Annotated in this window: 16 protein-coding genes; 9 read left to right on the top strand and 7 right to left on the bottom strand. The window is 66.6% G+C overall.

The genetic code is table 11. The features are described from left to right. The 7 genes from BFL28_RS03490 to flgB all read right to left on the bottom strand — a co-directional run bounded on the left by BFL28_RS03490 (position 1) and on the right by flgB (position 5167). Positions 1-699: a flagellar basal body L-ring protein FlgH gene (locus tag BFL28_RS03490; protein ID WP_079246900.1), complete on the bottom strand. Its 699-nt coding sequence runs from the start codon at positions 697-699 to the stop codon at positions 1-3. 15 nt (positions 700-714) lie between these two features. Then, a complete protein-coding gene (flgG, locus tag BFL28_RS03485) occupies positions 715-1503 on the bottom strand; it encodes a flagellar basal-body rod protein FlgG (protein ID WP_069319228.1) in 789 nt (262 codons plus the stop codon). Between the two features lie 92 nt (positions 1504-1595). After that, complete coding sequence (gene flgF / locus BFL28_RS03480) at positions 1596-2339, bottom strand: flagellar basal-body rod protein FlgF (RefSeq protein WP_069319227.1); 744 nt, start codon at positions 2337-2339, stop codon at positions 1596-1598. Between the two features lie 25 nt (positions 2340-2364). Next, on the bottom strand, positions 2365-3678 hold the full coding sequence (locus BFL28_RS03475) for a flagellar hook protein FlgE (RefSeq protein WP_069319226.1): 1314 nt from the start codon (positions 3676-3678) through the stop codon (positions 2365-2367). An 18-nt stretch (positions 3679-3696) separates the two neighbouring features. Then, entirely contained in the window at positions 3697-4386 is a 690-nt protein-coding gene (locus BFL28_RS03470; RefSeq protein ID WP_069319225.1) for a flagellar hook assembly protein FlgD, read from the bottom strand. 2 nt (positions 4387-4388) lie between these two features. After that, positions 4389-4799, bottom strand: coding sequence for a flagellar basal body rod protein FlgC (flgC, locus tag BFL28_RS03465; protein ID WP_069319224.1), 411 nt, complete (start codon positions 4797-4799; stop codon positions 4389-4391). A 2-nt stretch (positions 4800-4801) separates the two neighbouring features. Continuing rightward, positions 4802-5167, bottom strand: a complete 366-nt coding sequence (flgB, locus tag BFL28_RS03460) for a flagellar basal body rod protein FlgB (protein ID WP_069319223.1) — start codon at positions 5165-5167, stop codon at positions 4802-4804. Between flgB and BFL28_RS21280 the strand changes: the two genes are divergently transcribed. The 9 genes from BFL28_RS21280 (at position 5166) to BFL28_RS03415 (ending at position 11684) form a co-directional block, all read left to right on the top strand. Then, positions 5166-5399, top strand: a complete 234-nt coding sequence (locus tag BFL28_RS21280) for a hypothetical protein (RefSeq protein WP_131818583.1) — start codon at positions 5166-5168, stop codon at positions 5397-5399. The genes flgB and BFL28_RS21280 overlap by 2 nt on opposite strands. Positions 5400-5442: 43 nt before the next feature. Continuing rightward, positions 5443-6129 (top strand): motility protein A, encoded by a 687-nt coding sequence (locus BFL28_RS03450; RefSeq protein WP_069319221.1) that lies wholly within the window; start codon positions 5443-5445, stop codon positions 6127-6129. After that, the gene (locus BFL28_RS03445; protein ID WP_069319220.1) at positions 6126-6638 is read left to right on the top strand and encodes an OmpA family protein; all 513 of its coding nucleotides are present in this window, start codon (positions 6126-6128) and stop codon (positions 6636-6638) included. Before BFL28_RS03450 ends, BFL28_RS03445 begins: the two co-directional genes overlap by 4 nt. Positions 6639-6651: 13 nt before the next feature. Then, on the top strand, positions 6652-7158 hold the full coding sequence (locus BFL28_RS03440; protein WP_069319219.1) for a flagella basal body P-ring formation protein FlgA: 507 nt from the start codon (positions 6652-6654) through the stop codon (positions 7156-7158). Positions 7159-7225: 67 nt separating this feature from the next. Further along, positions 7226-7510: a flagellar biosynthesis anti-sigma factor FlgM gene (gene flgM, locus BFL28_RS03435; protein WP_069319218.1), complete on the top strand. Its 285-nt coding sequence runs from the start codon at positions 7226-7228 to the stop codon at positions 7508-7510. Then, positions 7497-7817: a hypothetical protein gene (locus BFL28_RS03430; protein ID WP_069319217.1), complete on the top strand. Its 321-nt coding sequence runs from the start codon at positions 7497-7499 to the stop codon at positions 7815-7817. The genes flgM and BFL28_RS03430 overlap by 14 nt, the downstream gene beginning before the upstream one ends. Before the next feature lie 149 nt (positions 7818-7966). After that, a complete protein-coding gene (locus BFL28_RS03425) occupies positions 7967-8845 on the top strand; it encodes a flagellar biosynthesis protein FlgJ (RefSeq protein ID WP_069319216.1) in 879 nt (292 codons plus the stop codon). A 20-nt stretch (positions 8846-8865) separates the two neighbouring features. After that, a complete protein-coding gene (flhA, locus tag BFL28_RS03420) occupies positions 8866-10944 on the top strand; it encodes a flagellar biosynthesis protein FlhA (RefSeq protein WP_069319215.1) in 2079 nt (692 codons plus the stop codon). Beyond that, positions 10941-11684 (top strand): sigma-70 family RNA polymerase sigma factor, encoded by a 744-nt coding sequence (locus BFL28_RS03415; RefSeq protein WP_069319214.1) that lies wholly within the window; start codon positions 10941-10943, stop codon positions 11682-11684. The genes flhA and BFL28_RS03415 overlap by 4 nt, the downstream gene beginning before the upstream one ends. Positions 11685-11846 lie beyond the last annotated feature (162 nt).

Below are 11846 nucleotides of genomic sequence, written 5' to 3'. Positions count from 1 at the left end.
TCAGAACGGGCTGATGACTGAGAAGAAGCGGCTGAGCCACCCTTGGCGGCTGGCGCGGGCGACATCGCCCTTGCCGGTATAGGCGATGCGTGCGTCGGCGACGCGGGTCGATGCGATACGATTGTTCGCGTCGATATCCACCGTGCGCACGATCCCCTTGATCTGCACGAACTCGTCGCCGCGGTTCAGCGTCACACGCTTCTGCCCCTGGACCAGCATCGTGCCGTTGGGAAAGACCTGCGCCACCGTCACGCTGACTTCGCCCGACAGCGCGTTGGACTGGTCGGCGCTGCCCGAGCCCTTGAAATTGCGCTTCCCGCTCATCGCGATGTCGCTTGGCTGGAACAGCGAAAGGTTGCCGGTCGACGGCGGGGTCAGGCCGAACCCGCCATTGCTGTCGAGCTGCGAACCCGACGACTTGGACGCCGTCGTGCGTTCGACCAGCACGATCGTCAGCGGATCGCCGACGCGGCGCGCGCGCGTGCCTTCGTAGAGCGCGGCATAGCCGTCGCTGGCCTGGAAGATCGAACCGTTGGCGGGCGGCGCAACCGGCGCGGCGACCGGCAATGCGACCGAATAGTCTTCCTTCGCCTTCTTCTTGCCGAACAGCTGCGCCTTGGCCGGCTGCGCCGACAGGGCGATCGCCGCGACGATGGCGGCACCGGTGAGCAGGCCTGCGGTAAACTTCATGATCTTCATCCTAAAAGCCGCGCCTCAGATGTTCTGGTTGATATATTTGAGCATCTCGTCGCTGGCCGAGATCATCTTGGAATTGACCTCATAGGCGCGCTGCGTCTCGATCATGTCGACCAGTTCCTCGACGACGTTGACGTTCGATTGCTCGAGCATGCCCTGGCGGATGTTGCCGCGCCCGTCCTGCCCGGCGATGCCCAGGTTCACCGCGCCGCTCGCCGCGGTTTCGATCAGGTAATTGTCGCCGATCGCCTGCAGGCCCGCTGTGTTGGGAAAGGCCGCGATCTGGATCTGGCCGATCTGGCTCGCCTCGGTCTGGTTGGGCAGCTGCGCGCTGACCGTCCCGTCGCTGCCGACGGTGATCGAGATTGCGCCCTCTGGGACCGTGATGCCGGGCATGACCTGATAGCCCTCGCCGGTCACCAGCTGCCCTTCGGGGCTGCGCGTGAAGTTGCCCGCGCGGGTATAGCCAAGCTGGCCGCCGGGCAGCTGCACCTGGAAATAGCCATTGCCGTCCAGCGCCATGTCGAGCGCATTGCCCGTCGTCTGGAACGATCCCTGGGTATCGATCCGCGCCGTGCCCTGCACGCGCACGCCGGTGCCGAGATTGAGCCCGGTGGCATATTGAGTCTCGGACGTACTGGCCGCGCCCGGCGCCGTCACGACCTGATAGGCCAGCGCCTCGAAGCTCGCCCGGTCGCGCTTGAACCCCGTCGTGTTGACGTTGGCAAGGTTGTTCGAGATCACCCGCATGCGCATGTCCTGGGCGTCGAGCCCCGTGCGCGCGATGTGCATTGCTGCTGAACCCATGGTCCTAGTCCTTCTTCAAATCCTTCAGCTCAGGCGCATCACGATCGCGAGCTGATGTTTCGGTCAGAGCGCATCAAAGACGCGCTGATGTTTCAGCTGAGCCGCATCAGGCTCGCGGCGCTCTCGTCCATCGACTTGGCGTCGCGCAGCAGATTGGCCTGCACTTCGTAGCTGCGCTGGTTCTCGATCATGTCGACCAGCGCCTGCGTCATGTTGACGTTCGACTGCTCGAGCGCGCCGGTCTGCACCCGCGCATCCAGGTCGTCGGGCAGTACGCCGCCGCCGCGCACGTGCAGCAAATTGTCCAGGCCCTTGACCGTCTTGCTGCCCTCGTCGCTCGCCAGCTTCAGCCGGTCGATGATCGTCGGCGGCTGGCTCGGATCGGCGCCGGGCGCGACGATCGATATCGTGCCGTCCTCGGCAACCATGATCTTGTCGTGCGGCGGCACGGTGATGGGGCCCCCCGACCCCATCACCGGGAAACCGTCGCCGGTTTCCAAGACGCCGCTCGGTGCGACGCGCAGGTCGCCGCGCCGCGTATAGGCTTCGCTCCCGTCGCTCGCCTGTACCGCCAGCCAGTTGTCGCCGGTGATCGCGATGTCGAGGCCGCGGCCGGTCTGCTGGATGGCGCCGGCACGGCGATCCATGTCGACCACCGTTTCGGCGCTGGGCTGGCGCGAGTCGAACCCGTCGCCCTTCACCATCATGCGCTCGAAGTTCACACGGTCGGCACGAAAGCCGATCGTGGAGGCGTTCGCGATGTTGTTCGCGATCGTCGCTTGCGCGTTCATCTGCCCCTTCAGGCCCGACAGCGCGGTATAGACGAGCTTGTCCATCGGTTAGCCTCCCGAACCTTTCAGCTTACGAGCGGATGTTGAAAATGGTCTGCGAGATCTGGCTCGCGGTATCGAGCGCCTTGGCGTTCGCCTGGAAGTTGCGCTGCGCCGCGATCAGCGCGACCAGTTCCTCCGTGATGTCGACGTTCGACCGTTCGATCGCGCCCGACATCAACCCGCCAAAGCCGTTGGTGCCGGGTTCGCCCAGCCGCGCTTCGCCCGACAGACCGCTCGACGCCCAGGTGCTGCTGCCCATCTGGCGCAGGCCCGACGAGTTGGCGAAGGCGGCCAGCACGACCTTGCCCAGCGCCTGGCTGTCGCCGTTTGAAAAGCTCGCCATGACGGTGCCGTCGTCGGCGATGGTCACGCCCTCGATCTGGCCGACGGCCGATCCATCCTGCACCGTGCTGTTCAGGCTGAACGGCGAACTGACCTGCGTGGTCGAATCGCCGAAGTCGAGCTTGATCACCTGTTCCGACGTCGCGCCCGGGGCGAGGAAGCCCATGAAGGTGGTCGGCGCCGACGGGTCGGACAGCTTGCCGGTCGAATCGAAGGTCAGCTGGATCGGCTGCAGCGATTCGGGATCGCTCCCGGCGTTCAGCTGCTGGTCGCCGATGAACGAATAGACGGTCCAGGTGCTGGTCGCGTCATCCGTCGTCGGCTTGGTCTCGCGGACGAAATAGTTGGTCAGCGTCAGCGCATTGCCGTTCGCGTCATAGATCGTCGTCTGGGCCGACTGGTTGTACGTGCCCGGGTCGAAGCGGTCGAAGACATATTCGTCGTCCGGGTCCTGGAAGCGGGTCGCATCCTTGGGGATCGCCGAACCGGCATTGAGGTTCAGCGACATCTTGACGTTCTCGGTCGCCTCGGGCGTCCCGCTGGTCTGCGGCAGGCGCAGGCTGACCGTGGAACCAAGGCCGGTCGCGACGACCGCGCCCGAACCGTCGACCGGATAGACCTGCAGCTTGTTGCCCTGCGCGTCGGTGACATAGCGGTCCGACGTGACCTGAAAGCTGCCGTTGCGCGTGAACGCGACGCCGTTGCCGCTCTTCTCGTCACCCTTGACGATGAAGAAGCCGTCGCCCGAAATCGCGACGTCCAGCGCGGAGGCCGACTGGGTGAAGCCGCCCTGGCTGAACTGCTGGCGCACCGCCTTTACCACCGTACCCGACCCGACCATCTGGGTGGGGTTGGAATTGGCGGTCGACGCGATCACGTCGGCGAATTGCGTGACGCTCTTCTTGAAGCCGTTGGTCGAGACGTTCGCCAGATTGTGCGAGATGGTCGACATGTCGGTCTGTGCGCCCTGCAGGCCGCTCAAGGAAGTGAAGAAAGACATACGAGTTACTCCTTGGGATTAGCCGACTTGCCAGACGGCGGAGAGGGGGACCTGGCCGATGCCGGGCAGTTCGAGGACGGGCTGCTGATCGGCACCCCGCGAAACGGAAGAAACGGGCGCCCACACCAGCGGGTTGGCCTGGACGGCGCCGCCCTTGGCGTTCTGCGCGGAAACCTTGACGGTGAATGGCCCTTCGCCGGCTGGCTCGCCGCTGTCGGTGACCCCGTCCCAGTCGAAGGCGACGGCGCCCTCGGCCTGCCGGCCCAGGTTCAGCGTGCGCAGCGTCTCGCCATTCTTGCCCTGGATGGTGACCTTTACCTCGCGAGCGTCGCCGTCCAGGTTGACCGCGCCGGAGAGGCCGCCGCTGGTGCGCGGATAGGCGGTCGACCCTTCGACCAGCACGGTCTTGCCGACATAGTTGATCGCCTCGCCCATGCTGGTGCCGGTCAGCTTGGCGGCGATCGCCTGCAGCGTGGTGTTCATCTCGCTGATGCCGGCCAGCGACGAGAATTGCGCCATCTGGGCGACCATCTGCGTGTTGTCGACCGGATCGAACGGATCCTGGTTCTTCATCTGCGCCGTCATCAGCGTCAGGAAGGACGACTGGTCCATGTTCTGCGAACCGAGCTTGCTCGTGTCCGCACCGGTCTTCGCGCCGGTGCGGCTGATGCCCAGATTGGCCATCGTGGTGTCAAAGCTTGTGGTCATGATCAGCGGCCCAGCTGCAGGGTCTGGGTGATCAGCTGCTTGGCAGTCTGCATCACCTCGACATTGTTCTGATAGGTGCGGGCGGTCTCCATCATGTCGACCAGCTCGCGGGTTTCATCGACCGCGCTTTCCCAGATGTTGCCGTCCTTGTCGGCCATCGGGTTGCCGGGGTCATAGCGCTTGGTGGGGCCCTCGCCGGCGGCGACGACCTTTTCGACATCGACCGTCGCCATGCCGCTCGCCGCGTCGAAGGCGGTGCGGAACACCGGCTTCTGCGTGCGATAGGCTTGCGCCTCGCTCGTCGCGACCTGGCCGGCATTGGCAAGGTTCGACGCGGTCGTGTTCATCCGCACGAGCTGCGCCGACATGGCGCGCCCCGCGACCTGGAAGATGCTGAGCGGTTGGTTGGCCATGCTTATTCGCCCTTCAGCGCGCGGGTGATGGTCGAGATGCGCCCGTTCAGGAAAGCCAGCGTCGTCTGATAGGCGACGGCGTTTTCCGCAAAGGCGGTCTGTTCGGTGCTGAGCTCGACCGTGTTGCCGTCGATGCTCGGCTGCAGCGGAACGCGATACTTGACCGCGCCGTCGATCGAATGATCGCCGCCGATGCCGCCGGTCGAGTCGGCATTCTCAATCGCATTCAGCGCCTCGCCAAAGTCGATGTCCTTGGCCTTGAAGCCGGGTGTCGAGGCGTTCGCGATGTTCGACGCGAGGACGCCCATGCGTTGCGAACGCACCGCAAGCGCCGCGCCGTGCACCCCGAAAAGACTGTTGTTGCCCATGTTCCGTGCCTCCGCACCAATGTTCGCAGCCGTCCTAGCAATGGGCGTGCCAGTTTTTCGCAGTCGGGCCGAAATCGCGCAATTTTCCGGGAAACACGGTGGACACGGCAAGATGTTGCCGGTGGCGGCAATGCTTTTGCCGTTCTTGCCGGTGTCGATCGGTCGCGATCGGTCGCTCGACGAAAAGGTCGGCACCGCTGCGCCGGACACCGCCTGGGCAAGCCCGCCCTGAACCGTCCCGCGGCAAATGGCCCGCGCCTTGCAGGGCATCGCGCATGAATATCACCGCGCTACCCGCGTCCGCAGCCGCCGCGACGTTCTCGCCGGACATCTTCCTCGATCCGCTGGCGATCGGGATCGTGCTGGGCGGCACGCTGGCCAGCCTCGTGCTGCGCAACCAACTGCGCGATGTCGCCCGCGCTTTCGCCGCGCTGCGCACGCTGTGGCGCGCGCCGTTCGCTGCCGCGCCGCTGCTTCACCAGACCGCCGCGCTCGATCGGATCGCCCGGCGTCATGGCGTGCTCTCGCTCGATCGCTCCGTGATCGCCGATCCCGACATGGCTGCCGCCATCCACGCCGCCGTCGATGGCGCGACGCCGGACCAGGTCGCCACGCTTGTCTCCGACTGCATCGAAGCGCGCGCCGACCGCCACCGCGCTGCGATCGAGGTCTGGGTGGGCGCGGGCGAGGCAGCGCCGGCAATGGGCCTCATCGGCACCATCCTCGGCCTCGTCCAGATGTTCGCTGCGATGACCGATCCCGACACGATCGGCGCCGCGATGGCGGTCGCCCTGCTCGCGACGCTCTATGGCGCGCTGCTCGCCAACCTCGTCGCGATGCCGATCGCCGCGCGGCTGAAGCGCCTTGCCCGCACCGAAGCGGCTCAACGCCACCGCCTGATTGCGCCGCTCGCCGCGCTCGCTACACTGGAGCGCGCACGCAAGCGCGACTTCGCCGCATGACCGCACAAGTCTCTGGCGACGCGTGGGACGACATCGCGCCCGCACGCTCGGCTTGGATCATCACGCTCGCCGATCTCGCGCTGCTTTTGGTCGGCTTCTTCGTGCTGCTCCAGGCCAACCGCGAGCTCGATCGTGAGCGGCTGCTGGCCGGCCTGCGCGCCGGCTTCGGGATCGAGGAAGCGGCCCCGCCGCCGATGACCGTGGCAACCGCCCGGCTCGTATTTGCGACCGGCAGCGCCGACGCCGACCCGCGCCAGGTGATCGCCTGGGCGCGCGATGCGGCGCGCGACCAGCGCACGCGCATCACCGTCACCGGCTCGACCGGCCCGGCCGGCGACGCCGATCCCGCGACCCATAGCCCGGCGATCCTTGCCGTCGACCGCGCCCGCCATGTCGCCGCCGCGCTGATCGCGGCCGGCGTCCATCCGGCACGGATCTCGATAACCGTCCAGCCCGGCCGCGCGCCGGTCGTCATCCTTTCCGTCGGCTTTGCCGGCGACGCCAGTTGAACCGGAGGCACACATGATCGCCATTCTTCTCCTCGCCAGCGCTGCGGCGCCCGGCTTCCAGTCAACCGAAGCGCTCGACCGGCTGGTCGAACGGTTCGCTGGCGCCCCGATCGGGCAGGAAGGCGGCGCCCGCGCGCCCGTCGACAAGCGGCTGAAGCTTGCCGCCTGCGCCGATCCGCAGCTCTCGTGGCGCTCGGCAGCCGAGGATGCGGTGGTGATCCGCTGCCAGGGGCCGCAGCAATGGCGGCTGTTCGTCCCGGTGATCGCACTGCCCCGGCCCGCCGCGCCGCCGCGCACGGCCGCGCCTGCGATCGTGAAGCCCGACTTCGTCATCAAGCGCGGCGATCCCGTCATGGTCGAGGCCGGCGCCGCCGGCTTCTCGATCACGCGTGAGGGGATTGCGGTCAGCGACGCCGCCGCCGGCACGCGCGTCGCGGTCAAGGTCGACGACAAGCGCCCGCCGATCGCTGCGGTCGCGGTCTCGCCGGGCCGAGCGCGCCTACCTGGATCCGGCGAATAAAATTTTCGCTAAAGCTTCTGCGCCATCGGCCGTTTGAGCAGATGTCCGCAGAAAAGGGGTTGCAGACATGGTAGATCCAGTCGGCTTCAAGCCTGCATCGTTCAACCCCCGGCTCGCGCCGGTGGCTCCGGCTGCGCCCGTCAAAGGCGCGCAGACCGCAACGCAGGTTGCGCAGGCCAGCACCGCTGCGTCGCTGACGCAGGCCGCGGCCGCCAGCGCACCGGTCGATGCCGATCGCGTGGCGAAGATCAAGAAGGCGATCGCGGACGGCAAGTTCCCGCTGGTCCCTTCGACCATCGCGGATCGCCTGCTCGCGCTCAAACTGCAATGGAACCCACATGACAAGGCGTGACGCCCTGGTCCGCATGATCGACGCACTGCATGCCGAGATCGATGCGCTGAAGGCGAACGACGTCGCCGCGCTGGAACGCGCGACGCGTGAGAAGCTGGCCGGGATCGACGCGGTGGGGGCCGCGAACGACGACACGCCCGAGCTTTCGCCGGAGCTGAAGGCTTTGGCGGAAGAGGCGCATCGCCTGAACGAGACGTGCCGCATCTACGTGAACCTCATGTCCGCCAACGTCCGCCGGCGGCTTCAGGCGCTGACCGGCAACAATTTGCCGTCCTACCGGCCCGGTATTGCCGGAGCTTATGCCTGACCTAATTTCGTCATCCCGGCGAAAGCCGGGATCTCGCGGGGTTTGCGCCTGACGCCCGACGCCCCGGCTTTCCCGGGGTGGCGAACAGGAGCAACTGGCACGCCTCTTGCTGATCCCCCCTGACCCAAGGGGAACAAGAGCAAGAGCGGATGAGCGTACCTTCCATCGGAGCCAGAGCGAGCGTCACCTCGGCGATTCAGCTGGCCAGCCAGAAGACCGGCATCGACTTCAATTATCTGCTCGGCCAGGCGCAGGTCGAAAGCGGCCTGCGCACCAACGCGCGCGCCGCCACCTCGTCCGCCACCGGCCTTTATCAGTTCATCGAACAGAGCTGGCTCGGCGTGGTCAAGGAACATGGCGACAAGCACGGCCTTGGCTGGGCGTCGAACAGCATCCGCCAGACCGGATCGGGCCGCTTTGTCGTCTCCGACCCCGACACGCGCCGCGCGATCCTGTCGCTGCGCAACGATCCCCAGGCCGCTTCGCTGATGGCCGCCGAACACGCTAGCGACAACAAGGACGCGCTTGAATCCGCGCTCCGCCGCGAAGCGACGGGCACCGACCTCTACATGGCACACTTTCTGGGCCTTGGCGGCGCGCGCAAGTTCCTGAAGGCGATGGACGCCAGTCCTGACCGGTCCGGCGCCGCGCTGTTCCCCGCCGCCGCCCGCGCCAACCGCGGCATCTTCTATTCGCCGAACGGCACGCCGCGCTCGCTTGGCCAGATCTACGAACGCTTCGCCGGCAAGCTCGACAAGGGCGCGGCAGCAGTCGGCGGCACCGGCGCGGCATCGGGCAGCTTCGGCGCAGGCGATGCCCGGTTCCAGCAGCTCGTCCAGTCGCTCGGCCCCGATGCCGAAGTCGTTCTCGGCAACGATGCGGTCGGCCGCGACCAGCAATGGCTGACGACTCTGGACCGCTTCAAAAACACGACGGCCACGCGTGACGATGCCCGCGTCAACCCTCTGCGCCCGACGCCGCAGACCGCACGCCTCGCCTATATGATGCTCGCGAGCATGGGAGCCTGACCCCAGTGAATGCTGCCGCAATGAAGGGGAACATCCTCCCCGCGATCAAGGGGTTCGCGCTCCCCGTCGCCATCCTGGTGCTGGTCGGCATGATGGTCGTGCCGGTGCCGACCTTCCTGCTGGACGCCTTCTTCATCATGAATATCATCATCAGCCTCGCCGTGCTGATGGTGGCGCTCAACGCGCAGAAGCCATTGGACTTCTCCGCCTTCCCGACCGTACTGCTCTTTGCGACGCTGTTCCGCCTCGGCCTCAACGTCGCCTCGACCCGCGTCGTGCTCGGCCATGGGCATGAGGGCGAAGCCGCCGCCGGCCATGTGATCGAGGCATTCGGCACCTTCATGATCGGCGGCGACTATGTCGTGGGCCTGTTCGTGTTCGCGATCCTCATCATCATCAACCTGATCGTGGTGACCAAGGGTGCGGGCCGCGTGTCGGAAGTCAGCGCGCGGTTCACCCTCGACGCGCTGCCGGGCAAGCAGATGGCGATCGACGCCGACTTGAACGCCGGCCTCATCACGCCCGACCAGGCCAAGGCGCGCCGCGTCGAAGTCGGCGCCGAAGCCGATTTCCACGGCGCGATGGACGGTTCGTCCAAATTCGTGAAGGGCGACGCGGTCGCCGGCCTGCTGATCCTGTTCATCAACGTCATCGGCGGCCTGATCCTCGGGCCGGTCAGCCACGGCCTTACCCTGGGCGAAGCGGCGCAGACCTATGTGCTGCTGGCGATCGGCGACGCGCTCGTCGCGCAAATCCCGGCGCTGCTGCTCTCGATCGCCGCCGCCGCGATCGTCACGCGCGTCAACGCCGACCGCGATCAGGACCTGACCAGCCAGATCGGCAGCCAGTTCAACAGCCACCGCACCTGGACGCCGGTCGCGATCATCATCGGCCTGCTCGGCCTGCTGCCCGGCATGCCCTTCCTCATCATCGCGCCGGCCGCTGCCGGCTCGGGGTTCATGGCGTGGAAGCTCTATCAGGCAAGCAAGCGCCCGCCGGCGCCCGAGCCGGTCGAGGTCGAGGCCGAACCCGCCGATCCGTCCAGGATCGGCTGGGACGAAGTCACCGACAACATGCAGGTGATGATCGACATCGGCTATGGCCTGGTGCCGCTGATCGACGAACGTCGCGGCGGCGCGCTAATGGGCCGCATCACGGGCGTGCGTCGCCAGCTGTCGAAGGATCTGGGCTTCGTCGTGCCGCAGGTACGCGTGCGCGACGACATCAACCTCGATCCCTTTACCTATCGCATCATCGTCGGCGGCGTCGTGATCGGGGAGGACAGCGTCTCGCCGGACGAGATGCTGGCGCTCGATACCGGCCAGGCGGTCGGTCACTTGAATGGCAAGACTGCCAAGGATCCGACCTTTGGCCTGGATGCAGTGTGGATTTCGCCCGCCGATGCCGACGCCGCGACCGGTCAGGGCTGGCTGGTGGTCGATCCCGGCACCGTTATGGCGACGCATCTCAACCAGGCGCTGATCAGCAACGCGTCCGACCTGCTCGGTCCGGATGAGGTGCAGGCACTGCTCGACGGCCTGCGCGAACGCGCGGCGCAGCTCGTCGCCTCGCTCTCGCCCAACCCGCTGCCGATCACGACGCTCACGCAAGTGCTCCGCGGGCTGCTGGCCGAGAATATCCCCTTGAAGGAGTTCCGCCGCATCGCCGCCGCCATCGCCATGGCCGCGCAAAAGACGCACGATGCCGACGAGATCATCGAGCTCATCCGCCCCGAACTTGGTCAGCTGATCATCCAGCGCCTGTGCGGCGTGCGCGAACCGCTGCGCGTCATGACCTTGGAGGGGCATCTTGAGGCGCTGCTCGGTCAGGCGGTCCGTTCGGACCCGGCCAAGCGCCACACGATCGAACCCGATCTCGGTCGCCGCATCGTCGATGCGCTGCAACGCGCGGCGCAGCCGCTCGTGGCCGAGGCCAAGCCCTTCGCGCTCGTCGTCCAGCCCTCGATCCGCATCGCGATCCGCAAGCTGGTCAAGACGTGCCTACCGGATACCCCTGTCATGAGCTTCTTCGAAGTGCCCGAGGACAAGTCGGTCGAAGTCGTCGCCGTGATCGGCGCGCCGGAGGCGCTCGCAGCATGAACGCGCTCCCGAAACGCAACGAGTTCGCGCTGACCTATGGTCGCACCGGCAACACACGCCGCGACATGGACGGGCTGGTGCGCAAGCATATGCCGCTGGTCCGCCGGCTCGCCTGGCACGTCCATGGGTCGATGAGCAGCCTGATCGACGTCGAAGACTTGGTGCAGATCGGCCTCGTCGCACTGGTCGAAGCGGCCGGCAGCTTCGAGGATCGCGGCCTCGTCAGCTTCGACCAGTATCTCCAGACTCGCGTGCGCGGCGCGATGATCGACGAATTGCGGCGACAGGCGACACTGACGCGCGGCGCGATGAAGCGCCGCCGCGCCTATGTCGACGTAGTCGGCGCGCTCACCGCTGAAACCGGCAAGCGCCCGGACGAGGCGCAGGTCGCCTCGCGCCTCGGCGTCACGATCGACAAGCTGCGCAGCGACTATGCGACGGCCGAGGCGGTGCGCTTCGACTCGATCGACAACGTCTATTCGGACGAAGGGCCATGGTTCATGTCGGACGAACCGTCCGCCTTCGACGCACTTGCCGACGCCGACCAGCGCGAGGCGCTGATCGCCACGATCAGCGAACTGCCCGAAAAAGAGCAGCTCGTCATCCAGCTCTATTATGTCGAGGAATTGAACCTCGAGGAAATCGGCCAGGTCCTCGGCGTCGGCGGCGCCCGCGTCTGCCAGATCAAGAAGAGCGCGCACGACCGGTTGAAAAAGGGCCTGATGCGCAGGCTGGGCTAAAATCCCTCTCCCGTTGGGAGAGGGAGGGAGCCGCGCAGCGGCGGAAGGGTGAGGGCAGGCCGGTTGCAAAGCCGCCCACCCTCATCCAAGCTACGCTAGGCAGCACGCTGCCAAGCTTCGCTATCCTTCTCCCTGTGGGAGAAGGTTTGGGGGACGAATGGC

Origin of the sequence: Sphingomonas turrisvirgatae, assembly GCF_001721295.1 — a bacterium.
In the GTDB taxonomy this organism is placed as follows: Bacteria; Pseudomonadota; Alphaproteobacteria; order Sphingomonadales; family Sphingomonadaceae; genus Sphingomonas; species Sphingomonas turrisvirgatae.
Note: the sequence above shows the minus strand (reverse complement) of the source record. Positions and strands in the feature narration are given on the sequence as shown.

What these genes read in the sequence shown, in the direction of transcription:
- BFL28_RS03490 (WP_079246900.1), bottom strand. Translation starts at nt 699, where the DNA reads ATGAAGATCATGAAGTTTACCGCAGGCCTGCTCACCGGTGCCGCCATC.
- flgG (WP_069319228.1), bottom strand. Translation starts at nt 1,503, where the DNA reads ATGGGTTCAGCAGCAATGCACATCGCGCGCACGGGGCTCGACGCCCAG.
- flgF (WP_069319227.1), bottom strand. Translation starts at nt 2,339, where the DNA reads ATGGACAAGCTCGTCTATACCGCGCTGTCGGGCCTGAAGGGGCAGATG.
- BFL28_RS03475 (WP_069319226.1), bottom strand. Translation starts at nt 3,678, where the DNA reads ATGTCTTTCTTCACTTCCTTGAGCGGCCTGCAGGGCGCACAGACCGAC.
- BFL28_RS03470 (WP_069319225.1), bottom strand. Translation starts at nt 4,386, where the DNA reads ATGACCACAAGCTTTGACACCACGATGGCCAATCTGGGCATCAGCCGC.
- flgC (WP_069319224.1), bottom strand. Translation starts at nt 4,799, where the DNA reads ATGGCCAACCAACCGCTCAGCATCTTCCAGGTCGCGGGGCGCGCCATG.
- BFL28_RS21280 (WP_131818583.1), top strand. Translation starts at nt 5,166, where the DNA reads ATGTTCCGTGCCTCCGCACCAATGTTCGCAGCCGTCCTAGCAATGGGC.
- flgB (WP_069319223.1), bottom strand. Translation starts at nt 5,167, where the DNA reads ATGGGCAACAACAGTCTTTTCGGGGTGCACGGCGCGGCGCTTGCGGTG.
- BFL28_RS03450 (WP_069319221.1), top strand. Translation starts at nt 5,443, where the DNA reads ATGAATATCACCGCGCTACCCGCGTCCGCAGCCGCCGCGACGTTCTCG.
- BFL28_RS03445 (WP_069319220.1), top strand. Translation starts at nt 6,126, where the DNA reads ATGACCGCACAAGTCTCTGGCGACGCGTGGGACGACATCGCGCCCGCA.
- BFL28_RS03440 (WP_069319219.1), top strand. Translation starts at nt 6,652, where the DNA reads ATGATCGCCATTCTTCTCCTCGCCAGCGCTGCGGCGCCCGGCTTCCAG.
- flgM (WP_069319218.1), top strand. Translation starts at nt 7,226, where the DNA reads ATGGTAGATCCAGTCGGCTTCAAGCCTGCATCGTTCAACCCCCGGCTC.
- BFL28_RS03430 (WP_069319217.1), top strand. Translation starts at nt 7,497, where the DNA reads ATGACAAGGCGTGACGCCCTGGTCCGCATGATCGACGCACTGCATGCC.
- BFL28_RS03425 (WP_069319216.1), top strand. Translation starts at nt 7,967, where the DNA reads ATGAGCGTACCTTCCATCGGAGCCAGAGCGAGCGTCACCTCGGCGATT.
- flhA (WP_069319215.1), top strand. Translation starts at nt 8,866, where the DNA reads ATGAAGGGGAACATCCTCCCCGCGATCAAGGGGTTCGCGCTCCCCGTC.
- BFL28_RS03415 (WP_069319214.1), top strand. Translation starts at nt 10,941, where the DNA reads ATGAACGCGCTCCCGAAACGCAACGAGTTCGCGCTGACCTATGGTCGC.